The following is a 16,491-nucleotide window of genomic DNA, read 5'->3' as shown; positions in this document are numbered from 1 at the left end:
CCTATTATCAAATAGGCACGGTTGCACCTAAATAAAACACCTGCTTACACAGGGTCTTGGTGAATAATCACTTCAGCATCATCAAAAGCCGCTTTAATCACTAAGCCAGCCTTATCGGCGATATCGTGTGCCTCTTCAAGCGACAACTCACCCGGTAGTTCCATGTGCAATTGAATAAACGTGGTTTTACCGGCTTGGCGAGTGCGTAAATCATGAATACCTTTCACTCGTGGATCTTGTTTTGCCAGTGTTTTAATTTGCTCACGCGTGTCGTTATCTAACTCACGGTCGAGTAAACTTTGTATAGAACGATAGCCTAAATCGAGCGCTTGCTGGCCGATAAACACCGCGATTAACACCGCAAATAAACCATCTGCCCACCACCAACCATACATTGCTAACACCAAAGCCAGTAACACAGCACCATTCAGTAGCAAGTCAGATTTATAATGTAGTGAATCAGCTTCTACCACCGTACTCTTGGTTTTTTCAAGTGCACGTTGTTGCAACATCACCAATCCTAGCGTCATCACAATCGCAATGATTGATACTACAATGCCGACGCCAGGGCTAGTTATCGGCACTGGATTAATTAATTTTTCGCCGCCATAAAGCAACAATAGTGATGCTGAACCGAGAATAAATGCCGCTTGAGCCAGTGATGCTAACGGTTCAGCTTTGCCGTGACCATATCGATGATCTTTATCTGCGGGCACAATGGCATAACGGATAGCAATAAAGTTGACGATTGAGGCTAACGCATCTGCAAATGAGTCGGTTAATGACCCCAGCATACTGGCCGAGCCAGAATATAACCACGCCAATAACTTAATCACAATAAGACACAGTGCGGTCGCTACCGACGCGCGGCTGGCAAGTTTGACCCAAAAGTCATATTCAGAGGATGAGGACATAAGGTAGTTATCGATTCTATTGGCTAAGTTTATCTGGGGTAACTATAGCAAGTTCAATACTATATTAGGACAAAGTTTACTAAACCAAGCCATCCCTTTTATCAAACTGTGACCATTAGCAAACTTGCATGAACAAAAAAGCCGTTACCACAAGGTAACGGCTTCCAATAATCGCTTAATTAGGGTTAATTAACGACGGGCTTTATGACCTTTACCTTTAGCAAACTTTTCTTGAAACGTTTGCTGTTGTTCTGGAGTCAATAATTGATAAATTTCATTTTGCATTTTTAACTGCGTCAACATACGTTGTAAATGCTTTTGTTGTTGTGCTTCAGCCATTTCAGTCGCTTTAGCTTCATCGAAACTGGCTCCTGTAATAAGGGCTAACATTTCTGCACGGTGAGCAGTGCGTTGCTCTTTTGTTGGACGCTCTGGACGATCCGCTTTGTACTTTTCAACAACGGCTTTAACTTGATCTTTTTGTGCGTCAGTTAAATCCAGCTTACGCAACATTTTATGCATGCCATCTTTAGGGCCATGATGTCTATCGCCTTTTTTGCTCGTTTGTTCCGTTTTCACAGTCGTATCTGCTGTGTCGGCAGCGTACAACTGTCCGGCTAATAATGCTGAACTTGCCACGAAGGCAACTAAACTAGTCTTGATAATTGATGATGTTTTCATTGTTAAGTTCCTTGGTCTACATAAGTGTTTGTTTTCTGCCTTAGCAGATTTGATACTCAGTTTAGCGAATGCAATGTCAATTAGGGTTAATGATGAGTAAACCTATGTAAAGAGCATTTTCATAACACGTTAACTCTAATCATTCATGATCAACTTGGCATATTCGGTCATAAAAATCGCTGAAATGAGAGCCAGTTAACGGAATGTGGACTTGCTTGTTACAGCAAACGGATAAGGGCATAAAATCATATTATTAGCGTTTGAATGGAATTAATTATGAACCGATTGATTGGCCAACTACTTTTTCTTCTTAGTATTATTCTGTTAGCACCGAGCTCAATAGCCAATACATCTACCACAACAGATGACGCCATTTGGTATAGCCAGCAAAACCAGCAACCGGTGGTCAAACTGCATTTCTTTTGGTCTAAAACCTGTCCGCATTGTAAAGAAGCACATCCGTTTATTGATGCATTAGGTGAGCGTTTTCAATGGATAGAGTTACACGACTACGCGATCAGCGAGCCGGGCAATGTCGATAAACTAATGAAAATGGGCCAGCGCACCGGCGTTGAACCGAAATCAGTGCCCTACTTTGCCATTTGTGGTGAAGCGGTTGTGGGTTACAACAGCCATGACGTCACCGGACGCTATATTTTAGAGCGACTGATAGACTGCTATCAACGCCAAGGTGGCCAAGCTGATATTGGCAGCAAACTAGACGATTTCTTAGGTGCTGCGTCAACTAATGATGCGCCACTGTTTGAAACCTGCGCCGACACCAGTGACGACCCTCAAGCTGAAGGCAGTTGCGGTATGTCTTTTGACAGCACCAGCAAAATTGACTCACCAGCAAAACCCAGCGTTCAGCCCGTTGACATCCCCTTAATTGGCGAAGTACATCCGGAAGAACTGTCATTACCCGTTTTAACTGTAGTATTAGCCGGTGTTGATGCCTTTAATCCCTGTGCGTTTTTCGTATTACTGTTTTTATTGAGTATTATGGTCAATGCTGGCAGCCGTAAACGCATGTTATTGGTTGGCGGGATCTTTGTTTTCTTCTCAGGATTTATCTACTTTATCTTTATGAGCGCATGGTTGAATTTATTCCAACTACTGGGCGGCGGAGATGGTGGCATTATTATTACCTGCGCTGGGTTGCTGGCATTGGTAGCCGCCGTGGTTAATATTAAAGACTACTTCTATGGACGCGGTGATGTCAGCCTATCCATGTCAGTTGAAAATCGTGGCTCATTAATAAAACGCATGGGCAAACTGTCTAAAGCCAGTTCACTACCAACCATGATTTTAGGCTCGACTATTTTGGCGATTCTCGCCAACGCTTACGAATTACTCTGTACCGCCGGATTTCCAATGATTTACACCTCAGTATTATCATTGTCAGACCTTGATTCAGTGCAGCGCTACATGTATTTGATTGCCTACAATATTGTCTATGTCATTCCGCTCGCCGCCATCGTCATTGTGTTCTCGATGACATTAGGCAAGCGCAAACTTACTGAAAAAGAAGGTGAAGTTCTTAAACTCATGTCTGGTATTATGATGCTAGGCTTAGGAGGCATGTTAGTACTCAACCCTGCCGCATTACAAAATGCCGTATTTTCAGTTGGCTTAATATTAGGGGCTATTGTCGTCACGTTTATCGTAGTCAAAATTACCCGTTTTGTTAAAAAACAAAACGGGTAAATGTAAAACTATGCAATGTTAATGTAAATTGTCCCTAGTATGAGATAATCTGTAATTGATTGAAAATCGGTATGTTGTACCGATTTTACTTGTGCTAGAGGACAGTTATGAATCGCATTTTATTGATAGACGATGACATTGGTTTATCCGACCTGCTCAGCCAGTTGCTAGAGCTTGAAGGCTTTGCGCTGACCCAAGCCTATGATGGTGAACAAGGGTTATCGCTAGCGCAACAACAAGACTTTGACCTCATTCTGCTTGACGTCATGCTGCCAAAACTCAATGGTTTTGAAGTATTGCGTGCTTTACGCCAACGCAAGCAAACACCGGTACTCATGCTGACTGCACGCGGCGACGAAATCGACCGTGTCGTGGGACTAGAAATTGGTGCTGATGACTACTTACCGAAACCGTTTAACGACCGCGAACTAGTGGCACGTATACGCGCCATATTACGCCGAGCACAAACCACACAGCAAGATGCGCAAAACAACGATATGTTGCAGTTTGGTGATTTACGCCTTGACCCTACCCGCCAAGAAACCTATTGCAATGAGCAATTGATTATCTTAACAGGCACAGAGTTTTTATTGCTGTTTCATTTACTTGAAAAAAGTGGCGAGCTGGTAACCAAAGAATCATTAAGTGAAAACGTGCTCGGCAAAAAGTTAATGCCATTTGATCGCAGCTTAGATATGCATTTGTCTAATTTACGAAAAAAACTTCCTGAGCGCCAAGACGGTCGTCCACGGGTTAAGACCCTACGTGGCAAAGGCTATATCTGGATACCGTAATGCTAAAAAACAACCCGTTTAATCGACTCTTTTTTAAGTTACTGCTGGGCTTTTGGCTGTGCAGCTCATTGATTATTGCACTGGTATCGTTATTGCCATTGCTACAGCAAAATCATGACCGCTCACCACTCCCGCCCAGCCTTGAACGGGTGCTAAACAAGGTTGCGACACGTATTCAACAGCAACCGCAATTACTTGAAAGCAATAACCTGCAACGCTTGCACCGAGGTAGTGACCAAAACGGTGGCCCAATCCGCTTATATTTAACCGACGATGAAGGCAAAGTATTAAACAGCAAACGAGTCTCGCGCGGCTTTAGACGTTTTCAATTAATGGCTGAAGAAGCTAACCAACCCATAAGCCATCAATTTAGAGACGAGCTAATTTTTGGCCCTTATACCTTCGACGTTAACGGCAAAAACTATCAGTTATTTGGCCGTTTACCAGACAACCACCCCCGTCCATGGTTTTTCTTTTTTGCCGACAATAAATTACTCACCGCAGGATTAGCCATATTATTATCAGGCTTTTTGTGTGGCCTACTGGCATGGTATTTAGGCAAACCATTACGTTCATTAAAATTGAGCGCCAACGCGCTTGCCCGAGGCGACTTAGCCAATCGCGTTGACGCAGCAACTGCTAACCGTCGAGACGAAATGGGCCAACTCGCGGTTGCCTTTAATGGCATGGCCGACGCCATTGAAACCATGGTAAACAACCAACAACGCTTAATGGGCGACATATCCCATGAACTGCGTACCCCTTTAACAAGGCTACAATTGTCACTCGCACTTGCACGTAAAAAAGGCCAACACAGCACCGAGCTGGACCGGATTGAATACGAGGCGCTTCAACAAGAAGCCCTTATTAGCGAACTACTCACATTGTCACGCGTAAGGCTTAATGCCACCGAAAAACGCCTCACAGCTGAGCTAACCGAAACATTAAGCCAGGTGTTAGATGACGCAGAGTTTGAGGCCGAACAACAAGGCAAGCAATTACACATCAATATCGATGAATCGATTTGCTTTGAACATTTACCGAAAACCTTATCGCGCGCCATTGAAAACTTGCTGCGCAATGCGATTCGCTACGCCGAAAAAAATGTCTATATCGAAAGTAAGCAAACTAAGCATCGGGTGAGCATTGTCGTTAAAGATGATGGTCCAGGGTTGGCTGAAGAAGAATTAGACGCGATTTTCACGCCATTTTACCGCCCAGACAGCTCTCGCGATCGTGAATCAGGTGGCTGGGGATTAGGCTTGGCCATTACTCAAGCGGCTATTTATGCCCACAATGGCCAGATAGCTGCAACCAATCAGCAACCACATGGATTAGTGGTGACTATTGATTTACCGACCCAATTAAGCACGCTTTAGCCTGTAATAATTAGTTTAATTGATGCTATGCTTAACAGTATCATTACATTATTTAGCGCCACATGTATAAAATAATCATTGGTTTTCTATGTTGTTGTATTTTTACCAGCCAAGCTCAGGACATTGACGTCATTGCCTTTGAGTACCCGCCTTATTTAACTCAATACAGTGCCGACCAAGGCGAAGCGGTGGTGTTATTACAGCGCGCTTTTGCATATAGCGCGTTAAATACCAACGTGACATTTGTAAATAGCACCACGGCGCAACAACAGTTAAAGAGTAACAATTGGTGCTTGAGCTTCTTGCCGCCACAAACGCCTTCCGCACAGCATTTACAGGTGATATTGGCAGATAAAACCATACCGCTGATGTTATTTCGGCTAGCTGAACCGCAAGTGTTTATCGGTAACGAACTTAAAGACAAAGTGATTGCGCATTTACCCATCTCGCTAGATGACCGAAAAGTACGCTCTTTTGTTGATGCTGGGGCTAAGCTGCAACTTGTCGACACCATAGAACAGGGACTGTCGTTATTATTAGAACAGAAAGTTGATTATGTTTATGGCGATCAACAAGGGATTAATTTCGCCGCCAATAAACTCAATTTCCCCACCATGTTATTACAAGACTCTGCCATGGTATTTTACCAGTTCCCAATGTCAGTATGGCTAAACACCCAATGTAAGAGTGCAACCGCGATTAAGTCGCACTTAACTGACCAAAAGTATCAAATTAAGTCTTTTTAGATCTTAGCCTGTTAATCAATCTAAATACTCTACACTCTCGATGATAAAAAATGCTCAGGTCGAGGTATCTCTTACTAACATGACTTAGCCAGCGAGCCGTCGACTTGCCTTAACCTTAATAGACGCTAAATTCCATCAGCCAAATATTGGTCTGATAATTGCTTTGTATTATGTGTAAGCTATAAGCAAGTTGCTCGTAGGCTATTAACGTTAGGGATTGCAACTTCTCACATCACAGCAAAAAAAGGAGATCATTATGGATTTATTACGAATTTTAATCGCAATTTTACTACCACCTCTGGGCGTTTTTTTACAGGTAGGACTCAGTAAAACCCTGTTGTTAAATATTATTTTAACCTTATTGGGTTACATACCAGGCATAGTGCATGCCGTGTGGGTTATTGCTAAGCGCTAGTAAGATTTATGATATTACAGCGCAACAACGAGACTTTAGTTGCGCTGCAATCAATCGGAAAATGTTACCTTTAAGGCGTAATTTTTACCTCACTAGCTTTCTGGCAACACTAACAACCTAGAATATTATCGCGACAACGCCGCTATCGCCCTACCAATGCTTATTACCTCACGATAAGGTCATGATGATCTTACATGGATGACGCTACCCTTCTGCTGAGGTATAATTTGATCTTGTTTTTAAGCCTCGCAAAGCCTTAAGGTTACTATGTTTCATATCGCACTCTACGAACCCGAAATCGCCCCAAACACCGGAAACATTATTCGCTTATGCGCAAACAATGGTGCACAGCTGCATTTAATTGAACCTTTGGGATTTGATTTAGAAGAGAAAAAACTTCGCCGTGCCGGATTAGACTACGCCGATTTAACTCGAGTGACGCGTCATAAAGACTATGCGAGCTTTTTAGCGGCTATACCGGGAAAGCGCATCATGGCATGTACCACCAAAGGCAGTCGTCCGCACACCCAAATCGCGTTTCAAGAAGATGATGTATTACTGTTTGGCCCTGAAACTCGCGGCTTGCCAATGGACATTATTAACGCCACGCCACTAGAGCAACGTTTACGCATCCCAATGACGGCGAGTAGCCGTAGCTTAAACCTGTCTAACTCTGTCGCGATTATTAGCTACGAAGCGTGGCGACAACTTGGTTTTGCAGGCGCAGAATAATGAAACAAACACCGTCGCCAGAAACTCAAAATGATGCACTGTCCATGGCCAAAGCCACTCAAAAGCCAGGGCAAAGCAAAGAGCAAACTAAGCTGATTGCTGCCGGAATTGAAAAGGGTATCGCAGAGTATAAAAAACGCGAAAAAGCCAAATCTCGCGACCGAGATAAAGCCCGTAAGCAACGTTTAAAAGCCAAGAATACCGATCATGAAAGTGATGACTCTGATTCATTCGACAATGAGTCATACTCACAAATGACGTCTCTGGCTTGGGTGTTACTGGGGCTGTTACTGCTAAGTTGGGCGGGATTCGCAGCTTACTTTTTGATGCTGTAAACCAGCTGAAATTGGTAAAAGACCATTAAGGCTTAAGCAAACTTAATGCTCTAACCACTTGATATTGTTCGCTGTCATCATCCAGATAATGAGCGCTTTGTTGCCATTGCCAACCGCCTTGAGGTTGTTGGTTATTCGCCTTAATGGGGTCGAATTGCAATTGCACTAATGCAGGGCGCTGATTAATCTCACCTTCGCCTAAAAATGAAAAGCTGTCCGCTTGTTGATATAAGGTCAGTTGCTGGGTGACATCTTCCGTCACGCCATTGCCATAAACTAATAAAACGGTCTCTTGTTGCTGCCTAAACCACCATGTTTCGCTGTTTGAAAAGCGGCTACCACGGCTCACACTGATATATAAATTGCGCTGATCTGCCGAGCACATTATCGAGGTCGTTACTGCCATTGGGTCTAATGCAGGATTGGCTGCGGTGCCTTGCCACTCACCCACCAGGTGCGGGCATAACTCAGCCAATACAACCTTGTCAGCAATCGCACTCAAGGGCAGCGTAATACTCATAACGGCGAGCAATAACAATAAGCGGCTTTTCATCATAATTCCTCAACGAATGAGTTGTAATTTTAGTCTAACCTAACCTCAAAATAAAATGGCTCACTTGCAAAAACCAGTGAGCCATTTGATGTTTATTGATTAACCTGATCTCGCGAGCTCAGGTTGATTACCTCACATTGAGGTCAATAATAAAGTGCAATAATTGCTACTGACCAAAACCGGTATCGGTAATATTCACCTGTGTGACTTCACCGTATTGTGCGGCAATATCGGCGATCTCAGCAGCATTACCAATTAATACAAACTGCAAATTTTGCTGCGGAAAGTATTGTGTCACTAAGCGTTGAGTTTCAGCCAATGTTAAACCATCCACTTTAGCTTGGAACTGGTTAATAAAGTCATCGTTCATGCCATATAAATACATGTCAGACAGTAATCCAGCAAGCTGGCCACTGGTTTCGTATTTAGGTGGGAACTGCCCTTTAACATATGCTTTTGCTGAGTCTAGCGTCGGTTGATCGATACCCTTTTCCCACAAACGCGAATACGTCAGCAAAGCTAAATCGATGGCTTCTTTCGTAGTCGACGACTTAGTAAAGGTACTAATTTGGAATAACCCAGACTGTGAATAAGGGCTAAAACCAGAACGTGCACCGTAGGTTAGTCCAGCATTGACACGTAACTCATCATTTAACCATGAGGTAAAACGGCCACCTAAAATGGTGTTCACCACGGTTAATCCCACATAATCAGGATTGTCGTAACGAATACCAACACCACCAATTAAAAACGTAGTTTCAATGGCGTCGGGCTTGTCGACTAACAAGACTCTTGGTTTGGTTAACGTCGGTAAGTTTTGGCTTAAATCTGGCTGCACAACGGTTTCTGTCGCTTGCCAATCACCAAAGGCTTTATTGAGCTTGACGGTCATCTCAGCAACATCAAAGTCACCGACCACGTTAATGGTCATGTTATTGGGTTGGTAATAACCTTTGTGAAATGCACGTAGCTCATTGGCGTTAATGGTCGCGATTGACTCACTGCTACCAGATGCCGGGTTAGCATAGGGGTGCTGACCAAAAACCAACTTGCTAAAGTAACGGCTAATCACTGCGCGTGGGCTTTCTTTTTGTTGCGATAAGCCGACAATTTCACGTTGTTTAAGCTTATCAAACTCTGCGGTATCAAAGTCTGGTTGACAGATCACATGACTAAAAATGGCTAACACACTGTCGATGTCTTTGGTCATCATGTTAGCACGTATGTAAGTACCTTCTGCATCGGCATTGGTATTCACGCTCGCGCCAATAAAGTCCAGTTGCTGTTCAATATCTGCTTTAGATTGACCTCCAGCGCCTAGCATTAAGCTTTGCGAGGTTAAGTAAGCCAAACCTGAGGTGGTGTCATTAACCGCACCGGCTTTAATTACTGCATCAAGGGTGACTAATGGCACTTCTTTTTGCACCATTAAATTAACGGTTAAGCCATTATCTAAGGTGATTTTTTGATAGCTTGGCATCACAAAACTTGGGGCTACCGCGACTGGGTCAGCAGTGGTGTTTTGTGTTGCTGCGCAGCCGGCTAGGCTTAAGCTGCACGCTAAGGCGATGGCCGATAACGACAAGGTCATTTTTGAATGAGTGCTGGTTTTCATTTGTCTGACTCCTCAGTCGCAGCGAGCACACCGACTGTACGATTTGCTTTAATTAAATAGGTTTGTGCTACGCGCTGGATGTCAGCTGGAGTCACTTTGTTATAGGCTTCTGGGGCATTAAACAGTTTGGTGTAATCACCAAAATACAGCTCATAAGTACCTAAGGTGTTGGCTTTACCGTTAATGGTTTCCATGGTCTGATAAAAGTCCATTAACTTGATATTTTTAACTTTTTCTAGCTCTTGCTGAGTTACGCCCTGGCTGGCAATTAAATCAATTTGCTCAATAAGGGCATGTTCTAACGTGTCGGCATCCACACCCGCGTTGGCCACGCCCAAGATATAAAATAGATTTGGGTCAAATGACATTGGCATATAAGTGTCGGCAGCGACGGCCAATTGCTTATCGACTAACGATTGGTAAAAACGTGAGCTGTTGCCCTCGCTTAACATTGAGGCTAATAAGTCCAATGCATAGTAGTCTGCATGGCTTGTGGCTGGCACATGGTAAGCCAACATAATGTTTGGCGTACTTACCGATTCTTTTTTAACAAACACACGGCGCTCACCTTTTTGTTCAGGTTCTACTGTGCGCACGGCTTTTGGCGGTGCCTGAGCAGGAATAGGCGCAAAGTATTGGTCAGCCAAAGCTTTTACCTGGGCAAGCTTTACATCACCAGTAATCACCACTAACGCATTGTTTGGTGCGTAATAGGTTTTATGGTATTGCTGTAAATCTTCAAGGGTCCATGCGGCAATGTCTGACTCATAACCAATAACCGACCAGCTATAAGGATGCGCTGAAAATGCCACGCTTTTTAGGGCTTCTTGAATGGTGCGCCAGTTAGAGTTTTCAAGCCCTGTGGTGCGCTCAGATTGCACAACGCCACGCTCACTTTCGACCATTTCAGGGTTAATGTCTAAGTTGGCGATACGATCGGCTTCAAGATCAAAAATCGTTTCAATTCCACTGGCTGGGAACCAATCGGTATACACGGTTAAGTCTTCGCTAGTATAAGCATTATTAGCGCCACCAGCAGCTTCCATGGTGCGGTCGAACATTTTAGGGCCAAACTTTTTTGAACCGTTAAACATCATGTGTTCAAAAAAGTGCGAAATACCGGTAATGCCCGGAACTTCATTGCGCGAACCGACTTTCCAAAAAATGTACATGTTGGCATTGGGGATTGAGCTGTCCTCAAGCACCATGATTTTCATGCCATTGTCTAAGGTAAAACTATTGATGTCTTCAGCCTGTGTTGCCGACACGGTTGGCGTGCTTAGCACGCCTAATGTCATCAACAAAGCGATGAGTTTACGGGTCATATCTTGCTCCTTGAGCTTTTGTCCATGGTGAATCAAAATGGGTTTATTGTGCCGCGCCCAGTGCGGTTAAGGCAACCTGGGTCATGGTTTGCACGCCTACTTTTAGCGCACTTTCATCAACATAAAATGCAGGTGAGTGATTGCTGGCTACCTGGCTGATATCTTTGTCTGTTGGTGTGACACCTAAAAAGAAGAACATCCCAGGGGTTTCTAACGCATAGTAAGAAAAGTCTTCTGCACCGGTAATTAATCCCGGTTCAATCAGCATATTGTCGCCCACGACAGAGGCTATCACTGGGCGCATTTTACTGACCAGCTCAGGGTTATTTACTGTGACTGGATAACCCGATTGGATCTCCGTCACTGCGGTAGCACCAAGGGTTTTGGCAGCATTAGTGGCAATTTCAGCCAGCTTAATTTTAATGTCGGCGCGCATATCCTGATCAAAGGTGCGAATCGTACCAATAAGCTCTACTTCATCAGGAATAATGTTTGAGCGAATGCCGCCGTTAATGGCGCCAAAGCTGACAACTGCAGGTGCTTTAGTAATATCGACCTGACGACTGATAATGGTTTGCACACTATTAATAATTTGTGCTGACGCCACGATTGGATCAACACCACTCCAAGGACGCGAGCCATGAGTTTGCCTGCCCGTCACTTTAATACTAAATGAATCTTCACTGGCCATTGCAGGGCCAGAGCGTAAACCAATAACTCCAGTAGGCATGCTTGAAGTAACGTGCATACCAAACACTTGATCCGGTTTGCGCTTAGCAAATAAGCCTTCTTTTAGCATTAACTCAGCGCCGCCTTGCTCACCTTCTGGCGCGCCCTCTTCGGCCGGCTGGAAAATAAACATCACATCACCGGCCAGGCTGTCTTTTACTTTCACGAGGTTTTCGGCCACACCCATTAACATCGCGACATGCGTATCGTGACCACAGGCATGCATTACACCGACTTTTTGGCCGCGATAAGTGTCAGTGGCTTTAGAAGCAAAAGGTAAATCAACCACTTCGGTAACGGGCAGTGCGTCCATGTCGGCACGTAAACCAATTAATAGCCCAGGTTTACCGCCTTTTAGTATCGCTACCACACCGGTGTGAGCAATACCCGTTTGCACCTCAAGCCCGAGTGATTTGAGGTGTTTCTCAATCACTTTACTGGTGCGAAACTCACGATTAGATAATTCAGGATGTTGATGAAGGTCGCGGCGCCATGCAATCACTTTGCTTTCAACTTGAGCGGTTAATTCTGCAGCATTAGGCACGCTGGCCACGGTAGATGAGCTGTAAGCACTGCTAGCAAATACACTGGCAAGCATGAAAGCGAGGGAGGTCAGGCGCATGTAAGGTCCATTTTTATTGTTATTTGAGCAACAAAACTACCCTGAAACGGCCTGATTGTTAAATGCTTTGCACATTTAAATGATTTTTGAATTGTATCAATTTATTACCATTGAGAGTATTTCACAAAGTACGTTACGATTGTGAAATATTTTGAATCTTGTTTTTAAAAATTAATGACCATAATCTATAAACAAAAAGCACAAGTGATTTAATAACACCAAATGAAAAAATAAAAACAAAAGCAACGAAAAACAGATTAAATAAATTACCAAAAAGCAATACTATTGCATCAGCAAATGGCAAGGATAATAACTGCGAAAGACTAAACAAAGAAACCATGCTAACAATTTCTGCAGCATAATAAGAAAAAAAGGTATTTGAAATTGAATAGAGCATAAAAAAGAAGAAAGTATTAGCCATACAAGAATAAATTAAAACCTTATAGTTAAAATTATAACGTAGATTATCATCAAATCGAAAAATATAGTTAATTACCGTATAGAAAAACATCTCAAATTCTTTGCTACATTTACCTCTAAGATTTTCGATCTTCAACAGATCACTTACAATCCAATAACCATCCATTCTGAAGAAAGGGTTTAAGTTCCATAAAAATGAAAGATTCAACATAAGTATTGCATTTAATATAACAGGGGAGTCGCTTTCAAACAAAGTCACTATTAGTAAAGTAGTGAATATCAACTGAAAATAGATCCCACCACAATCAATCAATAAGCGATCTTTCCTTCTTAATCGCCACGACTCAGATAAATCTGCATAAAAAACAAAAAAGATAACATACCAACCCACACCAATTTCAACCTTTCTACATCCAGACTTATATGCCGCTATTGCATGTCCGAACTCATGAAACAACAACCCAACGCCAACTAACGCGATTGCCATAATCTGTTCTAACGCACCGAGTTCAAAATCAGCTTTACCAACACCTAAATAATTAGAATAAAATATCAGCTGAGAAAGCATCGTAATAAGAGTTAAAAAACCAATAAGCTTAGGTTCAAAAATAAACTGTAAAGGTTTAGATATAAAGTTTACAATTTTCCTATTAAACACTCTCAATTGCATTTGCATATATGAAGGTTTACCTTTCACTAACTTTGGCTTTGAGTAACCATTGTTTTCAGATAGAAGTATACCTCTTGGAACTAAGGTGTCATGTAGCAGAGTACTATATTTTTCCCAATCGCTCTCATTCACCTCCTTAAAATCATCTCTTAACTTTAAACTCTCTATATCTGTAGGACTATCAAAACTCAAAATGAATTTATATATATGTTGTGGCAATGAAAACCTAAAGTCTTTTCCATCATCAGACGCAATAATACACAACCAAGGATGATTATTACTTAAGTCATGTGATGGAAAAAAGTCAACATCAGCATTTAATATAAATTTCATAAAAAACCATTAGGGTAAAATACCGTAACGTAAGTTACGGCATTTAAATAATTCAAATTAATTTGTTTTACATACTACACCAACAGGTTGTGGACCACAACCTGGGTCACCGCCACCGCCGCCACCGCCGCCACCGCCACCACACAAACCAAACTCGACGCGGTCTTCTAATTCACAGATTTGAAACTCTTCAAGAGTTTTATTATCTTGCATAAGTTTTTCCTTTTCTTATTGGGTTTACACCCGGTTAATAAATGCGACTGCACTTAATTCTTATTCTATTACTTTAATAAAACCATTTTTAACCAATGTATTTAGCATCGTCATTGAATCATAACCTGACTGTCTTACCTCTAAACTAAATGGGTGCCAGTCAATAACGTCACTATCAGATAAAATTTTAAAACAAGCATCTAGTTCACCAGGAACTTTAATTCCTTTAGTTGTGAGAGAATTAAACCAATACGACTCATCATTCTTTATTATCGTCGACCAGTTATCTCTAATAAATCTAACTGTAGCTGGTTCCCTAGTTAATGCAAACTCTGACATGTCAGCTTTTGGTATAACCCAGCGGTGTAAACAAAGAGCATACTCCCAAGAGGTTGGATCATTTAAAACTTTTAACTCTAATGATGAATAAAGCCTTTGCATGACTTTATTAACAAATTCTAACTTTGTTTCTGACAATGTTTTTGGCTTTATTACCTCAGCTATTTCAATAGAACTATTACCATCAATACCATTACAAAAAACGGGGAGTATAGGGAGTTTTAACAATAGCGACAACCTTGCAATCCCTGCCTTTACCGATAACTCACTCCCAAAAAAATCGACACTAGTGCACCCATAATTATTTAAAAATGAATCAGGCCCCATGTTGCCATCAACATAAATACCACCTACTCGATTTTCTTTTAAACTACGAATTAAATCTAAACTGACTTTATCACCTTCAACTTCCAGCAACTTTACTTTATCGGCATGTTCTGCTGAACTTTGAGAAATCAAATCTTTCATATCATAATATGATTTCCCTGCAATAGGGGCAACAGTAGGTATATTTAAACTAGCAGCGTCTACAAAAAAATGCCTATGCGAACCAAAATGAAAAAGCGCACACAACACTCCACCATATTCATTGATGTAACTAAGAATTAATTCCTTATCCCATCCAGACATAATGGGTTCAATAGAATAATCTCTTGCTTTAAAGTTCTCTGAATATTTATTTAATCTTCTGTTAAAACTTTCTTTTTGATATTCACGATTTTCATATGCAGCGTAACTAATAGCATCAATTTCAACAGCATTTTTTTTTGCCGAAAAAATACTCTTGAAATTCATTTTATAATAATCAAGCTCAGAACTATCATTTACCATATTACTTCCCTATAAACACAAACAGATCCTTAACATTCAATTAACATACATTCGTAAAATAAAAAGTCAATATTTTATTTTAGATTATTTACTCAAAAATACGACGTCATTGTCGATGATTTCAAGTTGCCAACCCCGTTGCTGCGCCAGCCATTCAAAGGTCTCGACTGAGTAAAAATTAATATGGGTTGGGTCACTTTTATAGTGCCAATTAATAAAAGCCTCTAAGCCAAGCACCCGCTTAGTCATAATAGCTAAAATGCCGCCGGGTAACAGCAGTAGGCTTAAGCGTTCTATTAACTGATGAGCATCGGCAATGTGTTCTATCACCTCGGTTAAACACACAAAATCATATTGCTGATTAAGCACCTGAGTATCTGGGTGATAAAACAAATCATAATTAGCGACACTGACATCTTGGGCTGCAGCCATTTGACTGAGCACGGCGCCTTCGCCGCAGCCAAAATCTAATCCTTTGGCATTAAGCCCGGTGCGAGCAAGTAGTGGCGTGAGTGTACGCGACAAAAACCGTTGGTAACCGGCATCGGCAAAGCCATTATCGTGTAAGTCATATTGGGCTTTTTCTGCTGTTTCATCCAAATAAAACTGCGCGGGTACCGACACTAAATGGCAGTGTTGGCAGCGTACATAGTGACGATTTTTATCTTGATGAAAAGCAAGGGTTTGTTGATGACACAATGGGCAGGACGACAAAGACAACACTCCAAAACAAGACAAATAGGGTAACTACTCAGACTGCGCTGGGTCGCTGGTTTCTTTTGGGATTTTACGAGTTTGCGCCGCAGCCTCTTGCGCTTGCTGTAAGTATTTTTGCTCGCGGGTTAAACGTTGTTCCGATTGCATTTGCGCTTTTTCGAGCTGCTGCGCTTCCCAGTCATTTGCTTCCTGCTTAGCTAACACTTTTTGCTCGCGTTCAGCGGTGGCATTGGCGGCATCACGGGCTTTTTGCAATTGGGTTTGTTCAAGCTCAGCTGATTCAATGCGCGCTTGTTCGCCTTTTTCTGCCAAGGTCATTTTTTTATGCGGCTTGTCAGTAGCGTAAGCATGTACCGTGAAGACACTGGCGGCGCACATTAACAAAATCGTTCCAATAAGGCGAATATTCATAAGTACTATC

Annotated in this window: 18 protein-coding genes; 7 read left to right on the top strand and 11 right to left on the bottom strand. The window is 42.2% G+C overall.

The features are described 5' to 3' along the window. Positions 1–44 precede the first annotated feature (44 nt). A complete protein-coding gene (gene fieF, locus AC19MX_RS11490) occupies positions 45–914 on the bottom strand; it encodes a cation efflux pump FieF (protein ID WP_432400534.1) in 870 nt (289 codons plus the stop codon). 189 nt (positions 915–1,103) lie between these two features. Next, positions 1,104–1,595 carry a Spy/CpxP family protein refolding chaperone gene (locus tag AC19MX_RS11485; protein ID WP_498298170.1) on the bottom strand — a complete coding sequence of 164 codons (492 nt, stop codon included), beginning with the start codon at positions 1,593–1,595 and terminating at the stop codon, positions 1,104–1,106. A 276-nt stretch (positions 1,596–1,871) separates the two neighbouring features. On the opposite strand from AC19MX_RS11485, the gene AC19MX_RS11480 reads away from it, so the two are divergent. The 7 genes from AC19MX_RS11480 to AC19MX_RS11450 all read left to right on the top strand — a co-directional run bounded on the left by AC19MX_RS11480 (position 1,872) and on the right by AC19MX_RS11450 (position 7,703). Then, positions 1,872–3,302, top strand: a complete 1,431-nt coding sequence (locus AC19MX_RS11480; protein WP_498298168.1) for a cytochrome C biosynthesis protein — start codon at positions 1,872–1,874, stop codon at positions 3,300–3,302. Between the two features lie 107 nt (positions 3,303–3,409). Beyond that, the gene (locus tag AC19MX_RS11475) at positions 3,410–4,096 is read left to right on the top strand and encodes a response regulator (RefSeq protein WP_160051961.1); all 687 of its coding nucleotides are present in this window, start codon (positions 3,410–3,412) and stop codon (positions 4,094–4,096) included. Next, positions 4,096–5,475 (top strand): ATP-binding protein, encoded by a 1,380-nt coding sequence (locus AC19MX_RS11470; RefSeq protein WP_498298166.1) that lies wholly within the window; start codon positions 4,096–4,098, stop codon positions 5,473–5,475. The genes AC19MX_RS11475 and AC19MX_RS11470 overlap by 1 nt, the downstream gene beginning before the upstream one ends. A gap of 62 nt (positions 5,476–5,537) precedes the next feature. Next, a complete protein-coding gene (locus AC19MX_RS11465; protein ID WP_498298164.1) occupies positions 5,538–6,221 on the top strand; it encodes a type 2 periplasmic-binding domain-containing protein in 684 nt (227 codons plus the stop codon). A 256-nt stretch (positions 6,222–6,477) separates the two neighbouring features. Further along, a complete protein-coding gene (locus AC19MX_RS11460; RefSeq protein WP_011635799.1) occupies positions 6,478–6,636 on the top strand; it encodes a YqaE/Pmp3 family membrane protein in 159 nt (52 codons plus the stop codon). A 267-nt stretch (positions 6,637–6,903) separates the two neighbouring features. Then, positions 6,904–7,368, top strand: coding sequence for a tRNA (uridine(34)/cytosine(34)/5-carboxymethylaminomethyluridine(34)-2'-O)-methyltransferase TrmL (gene trmL / locus AC19MX_RS11455; RefSeq protein WP_432400544.1), 465 nt, complete (start codon positions 6,904–6,906; stop codon positions 7,366–7,368). Then, complete coding sequence (locus AC19MX_RS11450; protein WP_498298162.1) at positions 7,368–7,703, top strand: DUF2956 domain-containing protein; 336 nt, start codon at positions 7,368–7,370, stop codon at positions 7,701–7,703. The genes trmL and AC19MX_RS11450 overlap by 1 nt, the downstream gene beginning before the upstream one ends. Positions 7,704–7,728: 25 nt before the next feature. Here the strand turns inward: AC19MX_RS11450 and AC19MX_RS11445 are convergent, their stop codons facing one another. The 9 genes from AC19MX_RS11445 to AC19MX_RS11405 form a co-directional block, all read right to left on the bottom strand. Then, positions 7,729–8,259, bottom strand: coding sequence for a hypothetical protein (locus AC19MX_RS11445; RefSeq protein WP_498298161.1), 531 nt, complete (start codon positions 8,257–8,259; stop codon positions 7,729–7,731). Between the two features lie 163 nt (positions 8,260–8,422). After that, the gene (locus AC19MX_RS11440; RefSeq protein WP_498298159.1) at positions 8,423–9,871 is read right to left on the bottom strand and encodes a M16 family metallopeptidase; all 1,449 of its coding nucleotides are present in this window, start codon (positions 9,869–9,871) and stop codon (positions 8,423–8,425) included. Next, positions 9,868–11,196 (bottom strand): M16 family metallopeptidase, encoded by a 1,329-nt coding sequence (locus AC19MX_RS11435; RefSeq protein WP_498298157.1) that lies wholly within the window; start codon positions 11,194–11,196, stop codon positions 9,868–9,870. Before AC19MX_RS11435 ends, AC19MX_RS11440 begins: the two co-directional genes overlap by 4 nt. 43 nt (positions 11,197–11,239) lie before the next feature. After that, a complete protein-coding gene (locus AC19MX_RS11430; protein WP_498298155.1) occupies positions 11,240–12,547 on the bottom strand; it encodes an amidohydrolase in 1,308 nt (435 codons plus the stop codon). A gap of 133 nt (positions 12,548–12,680) precedes the next feature. Further along, positions 12,681–13,970 carry a hypothetical protein gene (locus AC19MX_RS11425; protein WP_498298154.1) on the bottom strand — a complete coding sequence of 430 codons (1,290 nt, stop codon included), beginning with the start codon at positions 13,968–13,970 and terminating at the stop codon, positions 12,681–12,683. 57 nt (positions 13,971–14,027) lie between these two features. After that, on the bottom strand, positions 14,028–14,183 hold the full coding sequence (locus AC19MX_RS11420; protein WP_498298152.1) for a hypothetical protein: 156 nt from the start codon (positions 14,181–14,183) through the stop codon (positions 14,028–14,030). A 60-nt stretch (positions 14,184–14,243) separates the two neighbouring features. Next, positions 14,244–15,353, bottom strand: coding sequence for an LpxL/LpxP family acyltransferase (locus AC19MX_RS11415; protein WP_498298150.1), 1,110 nt, complete (start codon positions 15,351–15,353; stop codon positions 14,244–14,246). An 84-nt stretch (positions 15,354–15,437) separates the two neighbouring features. Next, the gene (locus AC19MX_RS11410; protein WP_498298148.1) at positions 15,438–16,067 is read right to left on the bottom strand and encodes a class I SAM-dependent methyltransferase; all 630 of its coding nucleotides are present in this window, start codon (positions 16,065–16,067) and stop codon (positions 15,438–15,440) included. 33 nt (positions 16,068–16,100) lie between these two features. Further along, positions 16,101–16,481 carry a hypothetical protein gene (locus tag AC19MX_RS11405; RefSeq protein ID WP_498298146.1) on the bottom strand — a complete coding sequence of 127 codons (381 nt, stop codon included), beginning with the start codon at positions 16,479–16,481 and terminating at the stop codon, positions 16,101–16,103. Positions 16,482–16,491: the final 10 nt, after the last annotated feature.

The organism is Shewanella sp. MF05956, assembly GCF_059758055.1.
This window is presented reverse-complemented; position numbering and strand designations above follow the sequence as displayed.